15 protein-coding genes are annotated in these 19234 nt (G+C 46.1%); 4 read left to right on the top strand and 11 right to left on the bottom strand.

The annotated features are described in order from the left end of the window. Window positions 1-20: 20 nt before the first annotated feature. Window positions 21-587, top strand: a complete 567-nt coding sequence (locus G8759_RS31915; protein ID WP_167217266.1) for a hypothetical protein — start codon at window positions 21-23, stop codon at window positions 585-587. An 8-nt stretch (window positions 588-595) separates the two neighbouring features. On the opposite strand, the gene G8759_RS31910 is transcribed toward G8759_RS31915, so the two are convergent. The 6 genes from G8759_RS31910 to G8759_RS31885 form a co-directional block, all read right to left on the bottom strand. Beyond that, on the bottom strand, window positions 596-2995 hold the full coding sequence (locus tag G8759_RS31910) for a hypothetical protein (RefSeq protein WP_167217264.1): 2400 nt from the start codon (window positions 2993-2995) through the stop codon (window positions 596-598). Window positions 2996-3089: 94 nt separating this feature from the next. Further along, window positions 3090-4244: a DUF4249 domain-containing protein gene (locus G8759_RS31905; RefSeq protein ID WP_232074028.1), complete on the bottom strand. Its 1155-nt coding sequence runs from the start codon at window positions 4242-4244 to the stop codon at window positions 3090-3092. 7 nt (window positions 4245-4251) lie between these two features. Further along, entirely contained in the window at window positions 4252-7023 is a 2772-nt protein-coding gene (locus G8759_RS31900; protein WP_167217262.1) for a TonB-dependent receptor, read from the bottom strand. Window positions 7024-7025: 2 nt separating this feature from the next. Continuing rightward, window positions 7026-7748, bottom strand: a complete 723-nt coding sequence (locus G8759_RS31895) for a hypothetical protein (RefSeq protein ID WP_167217260.1) — start codon at window positions 7746-7748, stop codon at window positions 7026-7028. 185 nt (window positions 7749-7933) lie between these two features. After that, window positions 7934-9040: an AI-2E family transporter gene (locus G8759_RS31890; protein ID WP_167217258.1), complete on the bottom strand. Its 1107-nt coding sequence runs from the start codon at window positions 9038-9040 to the stop codon at window positions 7934-7936. 163 nt (window positions 9041-9203) lie between these two features. Next, complete coding sequence (locus tag G8759_RS31885; RefSeq protein WP_232074027.1) at window positions 9204-11798, bottom strand: response regulator; 2595 nt, start codon at window positions 11796-11798, stop codon at window positions 9204-9206. Between the two features lie 370 nt (window positions 11799-12168). Here G8759_RS31885 and G8759_RS31880 point away from each other — a divergent pair, with 370 nt between their 5' ends. Together G8759_RS31880 and G8759_RS31875 are read left to right on the top strand one after the other, a co-directional pair. Next, window positions 12169-12963, top strand: a complete 795-nt coding sequence (locus G8759_RS31880) for a thymidylate synthase (protein WP_167217256.1) — start codon at window positions 12169-12171, stop codon at window positions 12961-12963. A gap of 10 nt (window positions 12964-12973) precedes the next feature. Further along, window positions 12974-13540, top strand: a complete 567-nt coding sequence (locus tag G8759_RS31875) for a pentapeptide repeat-containing protein (RefSeq protein WP_167217254.1) — start codon at window positions 12974-12976, stop codon at window positions 13538-13540. A gap of 59 nt (window positions 13541-13599) precedes the next feature. On the opposite strand, the gene G8759_RS31870 is transcribed toward G8759_RS31875, so the two are convergent. After that, window positions 13600-13911 (bottom strand): 2TM domain-containing protein, encoded by a 312-nt coding sequence (locus G8759_RS31870; RefSeq protein ID WP_167217252.1) that lies wholly within the window; start codon window positions 13909-13911, stop codon window positions 13600-13602. A 223-nt stretch (window positions 13912-14134) separates the two neighbouring features. Between G8759_RS31870 and G8759_RS31865 the strand changes: the two genes are divergently transcribed. Then, window positions 14135-15862 (top strand): DNA polymerase/3'-5' exonuclease PolX, encoded by a 1728-nt coding sequence (locus G8759_RS31865; protein ID WP_167217250.1) that lies wholly within the window; start codon window positions 14135-14137, stop codon window positions 15860-15862. A 142-nt stretch (window positions 15863-16004) separates the two neighbouring features. On the opposite strand, the gene G8759_RS31860 is transcribed toward G8759_RS31865, so the two are convergent. The 4 genes from G8759_RS31860 to G8759_RS31845 form a co-directional block, all read right to left on the bottom strand. Next, on the bottom strand, window positions 16005-16400 hold the full coding sequence (locus G8759_RS31860) for a carboxypeptidase-like regulatory domain-containing protein (RefSeq protein WP_167217248.1): 396 nt from the start codon (window positions 16398-16400) through the stop codon (window positions 16005-16007). Between the two features lie 248 nt (window positions 16401-16648). After that, on the bottom strand, window positions 16649-17050 hold the full coding sequence (locus G8759_RS31855) for a transposase family protein (RefSeq protein WP_167217245.1): 402 nt from the start codon (window positions 17048-17050) through the stop codon (window positions 16649-16651). Further along, a complete protein-coding gene (locus tag G8759_RS31850) occupies window positions 17031-17291 on the bottom strand; it encodes a hypothetical protein (protein WP_167217243.1) in 261 nt (86 codons plus the stop codon). The genes G8759_RS31855 and G8759_RS31850 overlap by 20 nt, the downstream gene beginning before the upstream one ends. A 601-nt stretch (window positions 17292-17892) precedes the next feature. Further along, window positions 17893-19224, bottom strand: coding sequence for a hypothetical protein (locus G8759_RS31845; RefSeq protein WP_167217241.1), 1332 nt, complete (start codon window positions 19222-19224; stop codon window positions 17893-17895). Between the last annotated feature and the right edge of the window lie 10 nt (window positions 19225-19234).

The raw sequence follows: 19234 nt of genomic DNA, 5'->3' as shown, positions 1-19234 counted from the left end.
CAATCAATTGATTTTCCTGCATGGATAAGTTTGCCCATATACGGATGATATTGGGCTTTATTTTAAGCTTAAGTATCGCCCATCTGCTTCGGGGTGTTACCAAGTTTATTGTCCATCCCACTAAAAGTCGGCCTTATTGGATACACTTATTATGGGCATTGTATATTTTCCTGGCACTTGTCTATTTCTGGTGGTGGGAATATCGGCTTAGTCAACTGCACGAATGGACGTTTGCTGCATATAGCCTCGTCATTTTTTACATCGTACTGTATTACATCATCTGTTTCTTACTGTTTCCTGAAGATCTATCGGAGTATGAAGGGTATAAAGACTATTTCTTTGCCCGAAAGCAATGGTTTTACGGTATGCTGGGGGCAACATTTCTGGTCGATATGGCCGATACATTCCTGAAAGGGGAAGCGTATTTCGATCGGTTAGGCCCGGAATATCCGATACGGGTAGCGGCTCATTTTCTGTTATGCATGGTTGCCATTCGGGTAAAAAATGAACGCTTCCATGGCGGGCTGGTTATCCTGTTCTTACTGTATAATATCTCCTGGATTTTGCGGAATTATTTCGTTGAATAAGGATTTGCTTATTCAGGTTTCCTGACGTCAAAAAGAATCCGCTGGAAACCAGCATTTCCATCCTTAGAGAGCCCGTTTACATCGATAAGATAGATACCTGCCATATCGGAGGTATAAAAATCAAGCTGAGTTTTGCCCTGTTCGTTGGTACGTACCGATGGATTCCAGTACAATAACGTCCGTGCGTCGGGCAAACGACTTTCCTGTTGGTTGGCATTTGTATAACGGGGGGCGTAGAATTCCCGTTGTAGCTGTAAACCGTCATAGTCCAGTTTTAGCACGCGAGTGTCGAGCGGAAAACCTGCCAGATCACCTTTGTAAGTCATAAAACTGATCAGGCCATTAAACAAGGCAGTGCCCATAAAATAGCGGTTCGTGATAACATCCAGCTTCTGTATTTTAAGCGGACTGAATGCCATAACCTTGTCCATGTCATACACCGGAACACCATCGACCAGAACCATCGGCTCCTCATCGAAAAACTCGCGATAGGGAGCATTCGGTACCATTAACCGAAAATGGCCCTGGCGTTTTCGGGGTAGTACGCCCAGCACATATTCGCGCAATATATCCTCCATCGTTGGGAAACGCGTGTAGGCATCCAGTAAGTACGACTCTTCGGCGATTCCATAAAAGGCCGTGCTATCGACTGTTGGGTACTGATAACGCAATGATTGATCGGCCCAGAACGTATTCTGCACCTGCATGGCTACACTCCGGTTCTGAATGGCTTCGGTGTTCTGCTCATTAATTTCCAGGGCGGGTAAGCGAGTGGTCGATGGCTGCTCCGAAAATGGATTGTCGATGATCAGTTTGTAGAGACTATCCTTGGGAGTTGTCTGAACAAGTACCTGTCTGGGGCCGTAGAAATCCTGCATTTCAAACCGAATCCGTCCAGCAGAATCGCTCCTGGAAACGAATAATCGAACAGGTTTGCCTGGTGCCGACAAATAGGTTAGAATTTTGGGAGCAGGCGCGTTTGACGAAGGATCGGTGATGCGTCCCTGAACCAGCAGACCGTTGTAATCGGGTATAAACTGAAAACCCGGCTGCTGATTCGAATTCGTCAGAATCGATTCCCACTTAAACCGACGCCAGCCGTGGGTGAGCATCAGGTTATCCGTTGCCTGTCGGCTATCGGCATTCTCGGACTGGAAGTAGTATTCGGGTGATTCAATGGCTCCTGCCAGATCAGACGAAAGCCACAAATAGCTGAGTATATCTTTCGATTTGAAGGAAGCCAGCGAGTCGACCCGATACACCGCCACCGATAAATCGGCCTGGGCAGCGTTCGTAGCTGATGCCTGAACCGTAGCATCCAGCGTTACTTTGGTCCGATAGGCGTATCGGTTCTGGTCGGTCTTAAGCGTTATGGCCAGTGGATGAATGGGTCGCTTAAAATACAATCGTTCGCAGACTGGTTTGCGGTCAGCGTCAAAAATCGTCAGATGGGATATGCCTTCACCCAGCGCTTTTTTGTCAAGCAGAAACGTAGCTTCCCGTTGAATTGGCTTCATTTCTGCGGCCTTGATGAGTTGCCGGGTATGCGCAAGTAAATACACCGCCGAAGCTGTGGTAGCGTTGGTCGTGACTGTCAGTTTAAGCTGATCGTTGTCGGCTTCGTCCAGATGCATGGTGTAGCCGTGCTCATAACTGGCTGGCAGTGTCTGCGTTACTGTCCGCCCTTTTTCATCGCTGATAACAACCCGGTAGGAGTTTGCGCCCGATGGCGTAAATGAAAAGCTGCCAATACCGAATTTGAAGGTACTGAATCGGGAAATAGTATCGTTTTGAGCAGTCAGCAGGAAGCCCTTTGCGGAAATGCCATGACCTGCCGCGTCGGTAACGCTAAAGGCTACTTTACCCCGTAAGCCCTGAACCAGATTCCCGCCTTCCGGAAACAGCTGCACTGAGTAATTGGGCGTCTCTTTGGCGACAGGTGGTTCCAGGGGCTTGAACGGGTTAATGATGGTCAGCGGTTGTTCAAAGAAATAAGTTGTGCTGAAATTTCGCATCCAGCTCGTATACGCCCGAAGTACATAGTTCCCCGAACTAACCGATGCCGGGAGAAACAAACTGCCGTTGCCGCCACCTGCCGAAAGGGTAATTTTAGCCTGTAATACCGATTTCTGGTCTTTGTCCAGCAACTCTACATAAGCGACCTTACTGATCGTCAATGGCCGATGAAAGGAACCATCGACATAAAATAGCTTAAACCATACGGTTTCGCCCGTGAAGTGCATCGGCTGGTCTACATGTAGAAATAACTTCTCCTGTAGCGTCTGACGACGATAAGCGTCGAAAGACTGCATGATCGGGCTAATCGATGCTGGTGCCTGAGCAGTTGCGCGCAACCCGCTCAGAAAAAGCAGTATAAACAGCAGCTCTCGTTTATGAGTTAAATACATAGTCAGTTGGCAGTAGACAGTCTTCAGTAGGCAGTTAGCAGGTTTCAGTAAGCACTCATTCATAGGCTACTGCCTACTGAAGACTGCCCACTGTCTATTGATCCCAAAAGTCTGGTTTTTTGTTGATACCTCCCCGTAGTCGGCAATCGATGCAGTAATGGCTGGATGTCAGATAACTGGTCCGATCATAGAACGTGATAATACCGGGCTGTTCTTCAATGATCTTGCTAACCGACAGCGTGTCGACGAGGCATCCAAAATTTCCTGTCTCGGTGAGCCAGTAGGGTAATTGTCGTTTAGTGATAAAAATACGGCGACTTTCAACGGTACCAACCCGAAAGAAACCCATAACCGGTTCATTCGTATTGGCTACTGAGTGAATATTGCCGGTAATCTGTGAGGGCTGCGGGTCAAAAATAGACCCTACATTCTGCGTTATTTTAGCCAGCTGGTCATAGTAGTCAAAAGCAGCCTTGGTGAGTGCCGTTTGTTTGACCTGTATGCTGTATTTGATGCCGAGTTTAATGGACGCTCCCCGAACGAATGTCAAAGGTCGTTGGCTGATAACATCCTGGCTCAGTCGGTCTGATGAACCCAGTTGAATCGACTTATCGACAAAATTGCTCCAGCATTGATAGATTCGTTCGGTTCGGGAGACGATCTCTTTATTTTTGAGTTCATAGCCCGAATCATAAGCAGCCACGTACTCCCATGTTTCATCGAATTCCCAGCGATAATAGTGCGTTTTGTTCGCCGGATCGTGCGTATTGACGTTAATCTGTACCCCATCGTTCTCAACATACCAGCTTAAACTATCAACTGGAGGGGTCGTATTAACAGGCACAAAATCAGATAGATATTCCTTGCCCTGAGCTGTGCGAATACGCAATCGATACGTTTCGTTAGGCAGCGGCACAACGCCCGAGAGCGTATAAACACCACCCGTGCCTTCCCGCAGTGTGTAGGTCATCTTACTGGCGCTTTCAATGGTTACCTGCGCTTTGGTTTCTACAGCTGGTGCTTTGGGATCGGTCAGGTTTTGCGTTCGCGATAACTGAATGCTGCTTGTTGTACCCGGCGCACTGTTGAAGAACCCACTGACAACCAGGTAGCTGCCGGGTGAGGTAACTTCGGGTGGACGATATGGATCAACACACCCCCCAACTACAAGGATCATCAACCAGCCGATAGCTCTGGAAAAACCTGTTTTTTTCATGCGCGGGTTAAACTGCTTTAGCGTCTGTTTCATGGCTCCCTTAAAATCTGAAGTTATAGGTAACAGACGGTATTGGCTGGCCGAAAATGGATAATTTATACCCATTGATGACGCCGTTCTCTGATTTGAAATATACCGAGTAGACATTGCGCCGACCCGTCAGGTTATAGACGGCAATGGTCCAGGAGCTGTGCGCTAATTTTTTGATCTTATGATTGCCTTCAATATTCATCGCAAAATCGGCACGGTAGTAGTCGGGAACCCGGTACTGATTTCGCTCGGAGTAGAACAGGCGCTGAGCACCATCAAGCGTGTATTTTGATACGGGTAGTGTAATTGGCCGCCCCGTACTATAGGTGAAATTGAGCGATAAACTAAACCGGCGGTTGATTTTGTAATTGCCAATCATCGTAACATCGTGCGGCTTGTCGTAATTGCTGGGGTAGTAGGCTCCCTGATTAATGGTTTCGGCGCTGTTTGGGCTATTGGTTCGGAGCAGCGTCCGGGCATAGGTGTAGCTAAGCCAGCCGTTTAATTTGCCCGTTGATTTTTTAATCAGAAACTCGATACCATAGGCTTTCCCCTGGGCATTGACAACATCCGTTTCGATGTGGTGATTTAAAAGCAATATCGCACCGCTGCGGTAGTCGAGGAGGTTCTGTATGGTTTTATAATACACCTCAACGGACGTCTCGATCGTATTTGTTCGATTGTTCCGGTAGAAGCCTAATGCATACTGGTCGCCAATCTGCGGTTTAATGTTTGGATCGCTCAGCTTCCAGATATCGGTGGGCGAGATGACCGTTGTGTTGGAGAGCATCTGTATGTACTGCCGCATCCGGTTAAAACTAGCCTTTATCGATGCTGTTGACGATAACGAATACCGAAGAGCCAATCGGTATTCGGGACCGTGGTAGGTTTGAATGGCCTGATTAGTACCGTATGCCACCGTATCGATGATCGTATTCTCTGTTCGTGCCTGACCCGGAGCATACTGAAAAACGGACTTTGGCCCCAGGTAGGTGTAGGCCGAATAGCGCAGGCCACCACTTATGGACAACTGATCGGTAATGTCGAACTTATCACCGATGTACACAGCGTTCTCCAGGCCCTGTTCGCTGGAAACGAGATCTGGAACAATTAATGACTCACTACCCCGTGGCCGGAAGTTGCCGGGAGACAGCTTATAGTACGTTGAACTGATTCCGTAATCGACCGCGTGGCGATTGCTAGGGTAATAATTAAAATCAGCCTTCACCTGCGATTGATTGATGGCGAAGTCTAACTGATAGGCATTGATCGGATTTTTCTCGCTGTAAACATTGTATTTATAGCCACTGTAACTACCCGTAAACACACTGTAGAGCTTGTTATTGATAATGTGTTTCCATTTTAGGGTTGCGGTCTGGTTCTGATATTGATAGGTCGTATCGCTATTGAGCCGAAACCGATCCTGACTCAGATAACCCGTCAGGTAAAGTGTGTTTTTTTCATTGAAATCGTGCGTAACATGCAGATTCAGATCATAAAATGAAGCCTGACTGTTCTTAAACGATGAATTGGGTAGTTGCCGCAACAGCCAGTCGGAGTAGGTTGAACGACCGCCAATGATGAACGAGGTTTTGTCTTTTAGCAACGGGCCTTCCAGCGTTAACCGACCGGTCAGCAGACCAATTCCGCCCGAACCGACCAGCTTTTTTTTGTTTCCATCGCGCGTCTGTACATCCAGCACCGACGACAATCGCCCGCCGAAACGGGACGGAATTCCGCTTTTATACAACTCAGCACTTTTAATGATATCGGGGTTGAACGCCGAGAAAAAGCCGAACAGGTGCGATGAGTTGTAGATCGGCGCATCGTTATACAGAATTAGATTCTGATCGGTAGAGCCTCCGCGCACATTCAATCCGGTTGAACTTTCGCCCACTGATTTTACGCCCGGTAGTGTCAGAATTACCCGCAGTAAGTCGGCTTCGCCCAGGGCTGTAGGAACCTGACGAATCGTTTTGATGTCGACACGTTGCTGCCCCATCTGCATGCCCGATACATTGACGTCTTTTTCAGCTTCGATCACCACTTCTTTCAGCGCAATCACATCGTCTTCCATCTCAATATCAAGCTTGCCATCGGCGTAGAGAATCACCCGGCGTCGGGTGTCTTTCTGGCCAATGCTCCGTAACTTCAGTTCATACCTGCCGCGGGGAAGCGTGATTGAATAATACCCGAACTGATCGGTTACAGTGCCAATTCGTGGATTCTCGACGTAAATAGCGGCCCCAACGATCGGCTCACCCGACGAAATACTGCGTACTGAACCGGCAATGGTAGACCGACCGGGTCGGATTGGATTCGTGCGTTTGCCAATGTCATAGACTTTGGTTTCTGTTTCGACCCGCTTTGCCTTCCCTAGTCGCAGATAAGCATTCATGGTCGAATCATTTTCCGTACTGCCACTCCCTCCCCGAAAATAACCAACGGGCAATTCGGTCTGTATCGGTCGATCGAAGGTTATGTAGACGCGCTGATTCTGATCGATGGCAAAGAAAAATTTAGTTCCCTCGAAAAGCTGTCTGAGAATAGCGCGAAGTGGCTGATTCGTAGCCTGTATATTGACGATAAGGCTGTCGATATCGCTGGGATTGTAGAAGAAACGGTAAGGAGTCCGGCTTTCGATTTGTTTGGCGAACTGCTCGAAGCGGAGATTCGTAAAATCTCCTCTAATTGGTTTATCGGCCTGTTGCTGTGCCGATGCGCTGATAAAACCGCAAAATAGAGTCAGAACTAGCAGGAAAGGGCGGTAAAGTTGAGCCATAGTTACTGGGTAAGTTTTTCATACTGCTCGACAAGAGCCATGATAGCCTGCTCGCGTTGTTCGTTGAATTTGATCTTTGATGTACGCAGGTATTTTCTGAGCGGAGCCACCTGATCAGGGAATAAAGCTAGAACGGATCGTTTCTTTCTGACTTCATGGTAAATACCATCTTTTAGAATAAAGTATCGGTCTTTGGCCAGATAATCAGCTTTATAGACTCCCCCGGAAATATCTTCGTGAATCGTTTTGATCCGTTTTGCCAGAAACTGTACGCGCCCTTTATGGATCAATTCGTAAAAACCTGTGCGAACCCCGGCAGCACTATCGCCTACAATTCGGATAAACTCATGAGTGCCCAGTGAAAAAAAGTTGATCTGCTGGCTGTGCGGGCGAATTCGGAATATATTTCCGGGCATGTGAATGGCAAGCTCGTCGCGGACGATGTCATAAAGCATTAGCTCATTCTGGTACTGTAATCCATTGTACGAAACAGCTCCTGATCTTAAGCTATCTGTAGCGAAATAAGGGTGGATTTGTATACGGCGATCATGCTGAAAGTATTCATGACCATTATAGAGGTGGGTTTTCTCTTTCAGTGCGTTTTCGTAAAGCTGGACTGCCTGATTTTGGGCCGAACTTAGAAATGAGCTATCAGAACTTGCCGTTTGACCAACTGCATTCTTGATAAGAAATAAGTAAAGCAGAAAGAATGTTTTATAGTGCATAACGTCTGATCAGATCCTTGAAATCAGAAAAATTCAAGGTTTATATTAAGCGTAATCCAGCTTATTTAGAGGCAATAATTCCGTAACCCGTTGTAAGGCATCACACAAAATAAGTCTTTCTAAAAGTCGCCTGCTTTTAGAAAGAGACAAACAATGACTTTTATAACTATCTCAGACTCTTTTTTTTAATCGACGGGATCGTCGCCGGGCTTGATCCGTAACTCTGGCTTTCGCATGGGGCTATCATCGGGTCGTTCGTCGCCGAGCAAAACACTCCACTGATAAAACATCTCTGTTCGTTCAAAAATCAGCTTAAGGATGGCAATGATAGGTAGCGACAGGAACATACCCGCAATGCCCGCCAGATGACTGCCGATCACCACACCAACGATGCTACTGAACGCGTTGATTTTGACTTTAGACCCAACCACGCGAGGGCGCAAAATATTCTGATCGACGAAGTGAACGACAATAACCACAACAATCAATTCGACGATGGGTAACAATTCCTCAGAGGAGGCCAGAATAACAAGTACGCCAATCAGGGTCCCTGCAAAAATTCCGACGTAGGGGATCAGGTTCAGGAACGCTAGAATAATGCCGATCAGCAAGGCATGAGGAACCCCCAGGATTTGTAGAATACCGCCCAGAATAACAACAATAAAGGCGATCTGAATCATCAAACCAATCAGGTAGCTTTTGATAATTGTTTCGGTCTCATACATGGCTTCTTCAACCTGATCGTGGTTTTGAGGTGGGAACCACAAAAAGACAAAGCGAACCAGTAAGTTTTTGTAAAAGAGCAGGAGAAAAACATAAATAGGCATCAGTCCCAACAGCATAAAAACCGACGATACCGACACGGCTGCGCCACCCAGAAGGCCGCCAACCGAGTTCAGAATTTTGGCGTTTTGTTCGTGAAAAAACTGCAGTTGCTGTTGCGTTGAAAAATGAGTGCGTTCAACCAGCCAGTCACTCAGTTGGTGGATATGAAGCAATATCGTTCGTTTAATCTGCGGGAAATCGGCTAATAGCTTACTGATTTGTGACGAAAAAAACCAGATAACGACAAATCCGGATAGCATCATCAACAGGATGGACAGAATAATAGCTGCTGTTTCCGGAACACGACGCTGAATCAGAAAGCGATGCACGGGCAGGAGAACGATACTGACAAAAAAAGCGATGATCAATGGCATAATCACCGCTTTCCCGATGATGATCAGAGCACCCAGCAGAAATAACCCCAGTAATTCAATTGATCTCCTGACAGTAAGCGGAAGTTGATTCATTGGCTGAGCCGGGTTAGGTGGGAAATAATGATTTGCTTGAAAAATACAGAATCACGCTGGAAAATCACCGGCTTCGCGCTTGAAATTATTTTTCTATGTGGCTAATCTCTAGTTGATTAAAATGTAAACAGCTATTGTAGTATTAATGGACAAACAAAAGAGGTTAACCCTGATTTGTTCCGTTTTGCAGCGCGTTATGAATGGCCGGTAGTCCGCTTTCGACAACGGTGATGTATTGTTTAAGCAAGGGCTCCACTGCTGTAATATCTTTATCCGCTTTTACCAGTGCTTCAATTTGTAAATTCAGCTCCGTTGCCTCTTTCAATCCCATCATCATGCCTGGCGCTTTCTGCGTATGGAGCGTACGGCCAATCGCTTTCACATCACCATCGCTCAGTGCCTGCTGCAACTGCTTAATTTCATCCGGGGTTTTGTCAAGGTATATTTCCAGGAGTTCCATCGCTAATTCCGTGTCGTTCCCTACTGAGTTTAGCAACGGCTCCACAGAGAAAGAGGCTGAATCGATTGCCTGAACAGGATGCGAAGTTTCAACCATTGGTGCTTTTTCGCCATTCGGGAACCCATAATGCTGAATCATCCGCTGTAAATCCTCCATTTGGAAGGGTTTAGGCAGAAAATCGTTCATTCCTGCCTGCAAACACTGTTCGCGTTCGCTGGCAAGTGCGTGGGCTGTCATAGCAATGATCGGGATATTACTTTGCAGGGTAGTTCGAATATGACGAGTGGTTTGGTAACCGTCCATCACGGGCATCTGAATATCCATCAGGATCAGATCGAACGACCCTTTTTGCAGCATATCGAGTGCCTGCTGACCATTTTCAGCCAGTTCAGCCTTGTAACCTAAGCGTTTGATTACCTGTAAGACCAGTTTCTGGTTCATCAGATTGTCTTCTACGGCCAGAATGGTCAGTGATTTTTTTACCGCATTGGTCTTGGTTAAATCTGGATCAATGCTCTTGCGAACCGATTCCGGTGCGATCTGGTAAGGAATTTCCAGCGTAAATTCGGAGCCTTTACCCGGTTTGCTCGTTACGGTAATCCAGCCTCCCTGAATTTGTGTGAGCGACTTGACGATATTGAGTCCCAGACCTGTACCACCATAGTAACGGGTCGTAAAATTGCTGGCCTGTCGGAATCGCTCGAAGATATGGGGAAGTGCATCAGCCTCGATACCAATGCCCGTGTCTGTTACTTTAAACTGTACGCGCACTGATTGCTCCGTTTCTTCCTGCCTGGTAATCTGGGCTGTTATGGAGCCTTCTTTGGTAAACTTAATGGCATTACTGAGCAAATTAAGCAGAATTTGAGTAAGCCGGGTTGGATCGCCCAGTACCAGAGGAGGCAAGGTCGGATCTACATCGAAGAACAGTTTCAGATTTTTATCTGCTGCCGTCGGTTGGAGCATCGTTTGAAGTGAGGCCACCAGCGAACGAATACTAAACGGAATGGACTCCATCTGAATCATGCCCGCTTCAATCTTGGAAATATCCAGAATGTCGTTGACAATCGTCAGTAGATTTTTCCCCGCCGTCTGAACCAGTTTTACAAATTCGGCCTGTTCCTCATTCAAGGGTGTCACTTCCAGCAGGTTCGAAAAACCAATGATCGCGTTCAGCGGTGTGCGGATCTCGTGACTCATATTGGCCAGAAAGTTCTCCTTGATCCGGGCGGCCTGTTCGGCCAGTTCTTTGGCTTCGTGCAAGCGGAGCTGCGATTGAACCCGATCACTAATGTCAATGCTGGAGGAGACCACGTATTGCAGCATACCCTCCGCATCGTAAACCGGACTTGATGAACTCAGGACTTGAATAGCCTTGTCGCCAATCCGAATTTCGATGTCATCTACCTGCGATGTCTCCCCCTTCATTGCCCGAAAAGCAGGTCGTTTTTCGGTAGGATACGGATTGCCATTGGGAAACTGGTAAATGGTAATCTGATTTAAAATATCAGCGTATGTATCGAATTTCGTAATTGCTTCGAACATGCTGGCTGCGGCCTGATTGGCATAATACAGTTTCCCGTCTTTATTGACAACCACAATTGATACGGGTACCGCTTCCAGAAACCGTTTAAGCTGCTGTTCATTCTGAGCCAGTTGGCGGTTAAGACGCGTTGCATTATTAAGGGTTTTCAGTAATCGGAAAATTGCCCACAGAATGATCGCCAGCGCTGCAACGGCCCCTGCAATGCTGCTGCGGGTGGCATAAGTGGCCGATTGCTCACTGGCAGTTGCCCTTACCGTTAGTAGTTCGTTCTCTACGGCTTCTATTGTTTTTAACTGGTGGAATAACTGGTCGCTAAAACCCATGAATGTTCGCACTGAATCAAGGCGAGCCAGACCCTCCTGGGGTGAGCGCTTGGTGAACAATATGTTACCATGAGCTAATTTTTGTTCGAAAAGCTGGCTGATCGTTCGCAGCCGCTGCTGCTGAGCAGGATTGTCGATAGTAAGCGCGGTAATATTTTTTAAATAACCCGCCATTTGCCCGACATTCCGATCGTAGTCTGCTTTAAAGAAAGGATTATTCTGACTAAGCAGATAACCTCGTAGATCATTATCTAAATTGGTTAAATGCGCCTGGATCTGCTGCGTTTTCTGTAATACCAGATGCGTATGAATGAGCAGACGATTCTGGCTGACCATCCGCTCGGTTGTGCGGTGGGCATTTATGCCAATTAGTATTGGAATTAATAAGCCAACGGCCAGTATCCAGCCAATACGTGTAGTAAAATTCATAGAATCGAAGCCAGACTACTATCGAGATAGGCAGAGAATTTGTAGGATAAATAGAGTTCAACCTTCAGGCTGCATACATGAAAATAGATTCAGTATGCTAGACGTAAGATCGGCTGAAATCACACAAATGGTATAAATGTAAAAATAAATAAATAATAAGTTCTTTTAATGGGCTGTAGGATAAACATTTTCGTTTCATCAAGGCCTTTAAACAAACCCGCTACTGTGTCTGTACGCTGAGCCTGGCAGCTTAGTTAGTAATTAGTTGAGACCGACTTCGACAAATATCAATGGAATACTTCCCGTGAATCGATTGCAAAAAGGTAGGGTTCGGGTCTGTAATAAAGTCGCTTTTTCGTTTCTTTGCTGAATGCAACAATACCACGACCTACTGCGCCATGTTCTCGCTAATGGCACCCGCAAAACCGATCGCACCGGCACCGGTACCATCAGCGTATTCGGTTATCAGATGCGTTTCAATCTGCAGGCGGGCTTTCCGTTACTGACAACCAAAAAGGTTCATACGAAGTCAATTATCCATGAACTACTGTGGTTCATCAAAGGAGATACCAATATTAAATACCTGAAAGACAACGGGGTTTCGATCTGGGATGAATGGGCCGACGAGAACGGTGACCTGGGGCCGGTTTATGGTCGTCAATGGCGAAGCTGGGCGGCTACCGATGGGCGTATGATCGATCAGCTGAGCGATGTTTTGAAGCAGTTAAAAAATTCGCCCGATTCGCGCCGGATGATCGTATCGGCCTGGAATCCAGCGGATGTGCCAGGCATGGCCTTGCCGCCCTGTCATGCTTTATTTCAGTTTTATGTGGCCGATGGCAAGCTGTCCTGTCAGCTTTATCAGCGTAGCGCCGATGTTTTTCTAGGCGTTCCCTTCAACATTGCGTCTTATGCATTATTGACAATGATGATCGCTCAGGAGTGTGGTCTGGAACCGTATGAGTTTATCTGGACCGGTGGCGATACGCATCTCTATCTAAATCACCTGGAGCAGGTCGAAACACAACTATCCCGCGAACCACGCCCATTGCCTACCATGCATCTGAATCCTTCTGTGAAATCGGTATTTGACTTTACGTATGAGGATTTTACCCTGGAGAATTACAACCCATATCCAGCCATTAAAGCGCCAGTAGCCGTTTAGGTAGTGATCAATGGAATATTATAATCAGGTCTTTGATCAACAGAATAAAGCCCCCGCGCAATGGATCGGCCAGGAATTTGAACAATGCCTATTCCGTAAACTCGATTTAGCCCAACTGGAGTTTACGGGGTCGAACTTTGTCAATTGCCGTTTCGAAGACTGTAATCTAACCAGAATAGCGCTACGGAATACGAAGCTCTATGATGTTCGTTTTGTCAACTGCAAACTAGCTCATGTCGATTTTGGTCAGTGCAATGCGTTTGGATTTCACGTCGATTTTCAGGAATGCCGACTTGATTATACCGCTTTCATTAACCGTAAGTTGAAGAAAGCTCATTTTATAGAGTGTTCTCTGAAAGAAGCGCATTTCCTGAAATGCGAGCTGGTCGGAACCCTATTTAAACATTGTGACCTGGAACTGGCCCGATTCGAAGAAAACAACCTGGCTCAGGTAGATTTCTCGACTTCGTACAATCTGGAGTTGAATCCAGATGATAATAAATTGAAAAAAGCCCGGTTCTCGCTGGATAATTTGCCCGGCCTTTTGACGAAATACGATATTGTAATTAATCAATGAGTTTTCCAGCCGGAAGCAATAGCACATGCCGAATCCGGCCGGAAAACGCACGATCTGCTTCATCGTTGTTGACTCGTTAACTTCTGGTATTCCTGTTCGATCATGTCTTTTTCGCTACCACCCCGGTAAACACCAAAGTAATGCGAAGCCAGGCCAATACCCCAGCCAAGTGTAGGGAAGATGGGCCAGGGGAAAATGAATCCCCAATGGCTTGGTGAACGAAAGGCGAATGATAAAACGGCCCAGATAATCCAGAGCGTACTATTGACGATTAAATAAGACCGTAAATGCATCCGAAAGCCAACGCGGGCTTTGGCCTGTTTCCATAAATAGGGGTCGCGGTCAGCAGGTTTTTGATCAGTAGATTCCATGATAAGTTGATAAGGTTGCCTTGTGAGGAAAACGATTTGTGTTGGTTGTAAAACTTTTGGACCTGGAGCCGTGCCACGGTTTATTAATCGTCATCAAGAACCATGGCACGGCTCCAGGTCCAAAAGTTTTACGTTTATGTAGTAAAGATAGACTGACCCTTTTCTGCGTTGTCAGTCAAATCTGACCAATTGCCTAACTTGCGGAGTGAATCTCTTTATTGCTATGACCAATTCCGAAATCGTTGATCTACTCGAACTAACGGGTCGACTAATGGAACTCCATGACCGTGATGCCTTCCGCACACGGACTTTTCAGACGGCCGCGTTCAATCTGGACAAAACCACCGCTGATCTGGCCCAGCTATCGGTCGATGAGCTAACCAAACTGCCCGGTGTTGGCAAGTCAGTGGCTGGTAAAATCCGTGAAATCGTCGAGACCGGACACCTAACCGATCTAGACGAGCTATTGGCTCAGACGCCGTCGGGTGTTCTGGATATGTTCCGGATCAAAGGATTGGGCGTTAAGAAGGTACGGACCCTCTGGCAGGAATTGGGTATCGACAATCTTCGTGACCTGAAATTAGCAGGCGAAAACGGCCAGATTGCTAAGATTAAGGGGTTCGGTGCCAATACGCAGGAGAAAATTCTGACGGCCCTGGAGTTTTTACAGGAACAGCAGGGAAAGGTTCGCATGGACAAAGCAGCCATGATTGCCAATGTGCTGCACGATGAACTAATAAAACACTTCGAGCGGGTCGAGATCAGCGGTCAGGTCCGCAGGAAGGCACAAGAGGTCGATACGGTACAATTGCTGGTACAGACCAGTGATCCAATTTCTGCGATGAAGACACTGGACAATCTGGCCAATCTGGAGCAGAACGAGCCCGAGTCGTCGCCGTTTGTATGGCGGGGAAAACTGGAGGGATTCGACGTACTGGTTGAATTGCCGTTGTATCCGGCCGAACAGATAAACCGGCAGCTATTCATTCAAACGGCAACCGATTCGCATCTGCAACAAGTCGGTAATGGCGGATTTCCGTTATTGCAGATCGCCCAAACCAGCACGATGGCCGAAGTTGAAGCAGAAACGGCTGAGGTTGAAGCGGCCATTTATGCCCGAGCGGGTCTGCCCTACATTGTACCCGAAATGCGGGAGGATGACTTCGCGTTTCGCTGGGCCAGTCGTCATCGCAATGACGAGCTTGTGACCTGGGAAGATCTGCGCGGAACTCTTCATAACCATAGCACCTGGTCGGACGGGAAACAGTCGGTTGCGGATATGGCGGCTTATTGCCGTGAACTGGGCCTGACCTACTTTGGTATTGCCGACCACTCAAAAACGGCTTCCTATGCCAACGGTCTCGACAGCGACCGGGTTCGACAGCAACAACTTGAGATCGATCAGCTCAATGCTGGTTTTGGTCAGGACTTTCGCATTTTTAAGGGTATCGAATCCGACATTCTGGGCGATGGTTCTCTGGATTACGACGAGGCTACGCTGGCGACCTTCGATTATGTTGTCGCATCGGTGCACCAGACCCTGACCATGTCGCTCGAAAAAGCGACAACGCGATTACTACGGGCAATCGAAAACCCCTATACAACGATTCTGGGACATCCGACCGGCCGTCTGCTACTGGCCCGCGAAGGCTATCCCATCGATCACCGGGCTATCATCGACGCCTGCGCGGAGCATCAGGTTGTGATCGAAATCAACGCCAGCCCCTACCGGCTCGATATCGATTGGCACTGGATCGATTATGCCATGCAGAAGGGAGTGATGCTGAGCATTAACCCCGATGCGCACGATCTGGTCGGGCTGCTCGACATGCACTACGGCGTAGCCATCGGCCGGAAAGGTGGGCTGACCCGCGCCATGACCTTCAATGCCCTGACACTGACTGAAATGAGCGACTATCTGCAACGACGACGGGAGGCTAAAATAAAATAGTGAAGCCAGAAAATGAGCGTAAAAGTCACGGATATCCGTTCTTCCCTAAATCAGAATTCAATCAGCACATTCGCACGAACGTACTGATTGAATTCTGATTTATACTTGCCTTTTGACGTTGTCTGGTTGTAGACCCAATACCCTACTCTAATGGGCGTTTATCGGTCTTAAGATGAAAAACGACGTATAGCGAATCGCCTGATCGTAGTTTCGTCCTGATTGTTTCAAGCTGATAAGTAGGCCAACCTGCTCTTACCAGATAGTTTCCGGGTTTCAACGGTTTATGAAATTTACCTGAACTATCTGTATTGAAAATAATTCCGTCAATTTTTAAAACACCCAGCTTTAAAGGTTCCTGCGTTTCACAGTCTATAAGTACTCCGGATAGGATAGACTTGTGCTGGCCGACCGTAAACCGTTTTACGATGGTTTTACATGTATCGCCTAATGCATGGCTTGGATAAGTCGTCACCTCGCTTGTTTTATAGTAAGGGAACCACATCCACACTGCCAATAGAATTAAAAGGCCTATTTTCATAGTTACAAAATTTATGTAAATCTATTTTAATTGCATCCACCATCGCGGCCAACATGAGCTTGCGGGTTACCATTCGAATTCTTACCTATTAAGTCCACTAAAACTCGGTCTCTAATACGTTGTTGATCCTGGCTGCTTAAATTGGCAAAAGCCTGAGTCCCTTCTAAACCACCCCACGCTAAATCCTCATAAAAACTCCACTGATTATTATATCCACGCAGTAGACATGTTGCAACGGTGATAATGAATTAGTTAGTCAGGTAGAAGTTCCAAAGTCCGGCACATACTTCCACTATTTTATTGTATACACCACAGTCATGAATGCGCAACCTGTCTGACAAAATTCGGTAGCGTTTCAGGCCGCCGATCGAATGTTCAACATAAATCCGTTCGGACGATTTTTGCCGATTAGCAGTTTTGTCTTCATCGGTTAAGTTTTGCTGGCGAGGTTTCTTTTTAGGTATAATAACTTGCTGACATTCATAGTTTTTATTAAACCTCTGATAGCCTAAATCTAATCGAATCTGGTGGTGTTTAAACCAATTCTGGTGGGGCGGAAATTCGTACTTGAGCAGACTGTAATCATAGCTTTTACCGACCCAACATTGGCTAACATAATGCACATACCGATCAGGCGTAACAATAATCATAGCCTTGACGGTGTGGGTTTTTTTTGCCGCTATACATCAACTCTTTATAGCCAGAGGCCTTAGGGCACTGAGTGCGTTGCTCGGTGGCATCAACGATCAGTGTTTTATGCTTTTGGAAATAAATCTGAAACTCTTCTGGTGAACGAAAACTGCGTTTAGGGGCATAACCACTGATGGCTAAGGTCTGCTGTAAAACGGCCAGTCCCAAGTCCTGATTACGCTTAGCCGACGAACCATCCATACCTGTTACTAGCCCTAGCAAATCATACGTAAGTCCTGATTTTAACCGGGGCGCCGGGGCGTGAGAATAGCGTATAAAATAATAAGTCAGTATAGGTGTTCAAACAAGGTAGTTCGGGACACTCCTCCTGTCGTTGCTCGATGGATTGACCAAATAAATCTAGATAAGCTTTTTCGAATAACAGCAGGAGTTTGTCAAATCGTTTTTGATCTAACCCAGTTGCTGAACGCTACTGTCTTTTCGTCTTTAAATAGGTAATTAGAAGTTTCATATTCCAAATTTAAGCCACTATAACAAGTCTATTATATCATGTACTATGCCTACAACTAAGAATGTAGCTAAGGAGATCCAAAACCGTTTCGAAAAGTATTCAATTATCGCTAGAGGCCATAAAGTGACCCAAATTAAACATGAAGTTATAGACATTCTATAATTATTCACCTCTGGTGAAAAAATAAGCTCCAAAAATGAGAAAAGTTCGTTATTATAGATTACAATTAGTACGCTCAGCCCGAGACACAAAATAACTACGAAGAATTTTGGATTTGTATTCATGTCTTTAATACTTTCCCTACTCTATTAAGAAGTAGGGAAAGCTTTGTTAGTTACAGGTATTATATTGAACTTTAAAATCACTTTCGTACTGAATATACTTTGTTTGAAGAATATTATATGCAGAATTAACACAAACTGAAGCAGCAAGCGCACCAAAGCCAAGGTTAACCATTGCCGCTCTATAACCAGCAGGTCCTTGACCTCCTGAATTTTTCATTTGAGCTACTATCATTTTATAAAAGCCACCATTGTTCATTACATCAATGGCAGCAGCCCCAAAACCAGCAGCAATTAAGCAGTTATTCATGTTGCTTGAGTATTCAGCTTGTGCAACTTGAGCATTGTTAATTAATGCACGGAGAGCGTCTCCTTGGCATGGTTTACTAATCATTACAGTAATATGTGGTCGTATGGGGTCACTCAAAACATCAAAGTCTCCTAGAAGATCATTATATCCAGCAACAGCAATTGCATCTGCATCTCCCAGTACATAATTTTCACTGCCATAGCTTACACCTGTGTTCCCGTCAGTCCCACTATTACTGGAAGGGTTAGTACAATAGGATTGATAGTTATTGGTAGGAGTAACCTTACATTCTGTACAGCCAGACCCACAAGGGTAACAAGAGGATGTAACAGATTCGTAATAGGTATAAGTACAATCAGCGACACGTCCTCCGGAAACTTTGCTTGAAGTAGACAGTTGCTTAACGTCCTTACCGTTCTTAAATTCATAGCCAATAATGAACTTTTCATCCCAAGTCATGGCCAGGACCCAGCCGGTAAAATCATATTTCGAAATATCTCCCTTATTCTGTTTTTTGTACTCTCTGTTAGGAATGTATTGCACTAATTGTGTTTGGATGTTGCCGGATTTATCCTTGTAAGTCAGCAAACATTCTTTCGCATCAAGGACATTCTCGATCTTAGCCTGTTTTTCGTCGTCGGACGCTTTATTATCCCAAATAATTACACCGGGCCTACCATTTGTTTTATATCTGACGGGGGCGGCAATCACTTCCAGTCCATTGGTCTGCTTTACTTTTTTTGCCGACCCCCAATAAACATAGCGTTCATATTTATTAGGTTCGGCTTGCCTGGCTGAAGCAGTTGAGGGTAAGACTGTATTGATAAAATAATTCTTTGCTTCTGCGACGGATATACTTGCTTGATCGGCAGGCTTAAGAGGGTTATTAATGGTGGATTCAGGGCGCTCGCAAGCCAGACTAAATACTAACAATAAGGCGGTAGAGAATAACAGTTTTTTCATTAACTTTAACTTGTTTAATGGTGAAACATTAGATTTAATTAAAGCCCTGCGTCCGGTCTGCAAACTGTCGCGGGGCTTTTGTTGTAAAAAACGATGTTGTCCGTTCATTAGCCAAGAG

Source organism: Spirosoma aureum (genome assembly GCF_011604685.1).
Classification (GTDB): Bacteria; Bacteroidota; Bacteroidia; order Cytophagales; family Spirosomataceae; genus Spirosoma; species Spirosoma aureum.
Note: the sequence above shows the minus strand (reverse complement) of the source record. Positions and strands in the feature narration are given on the sequence as shown.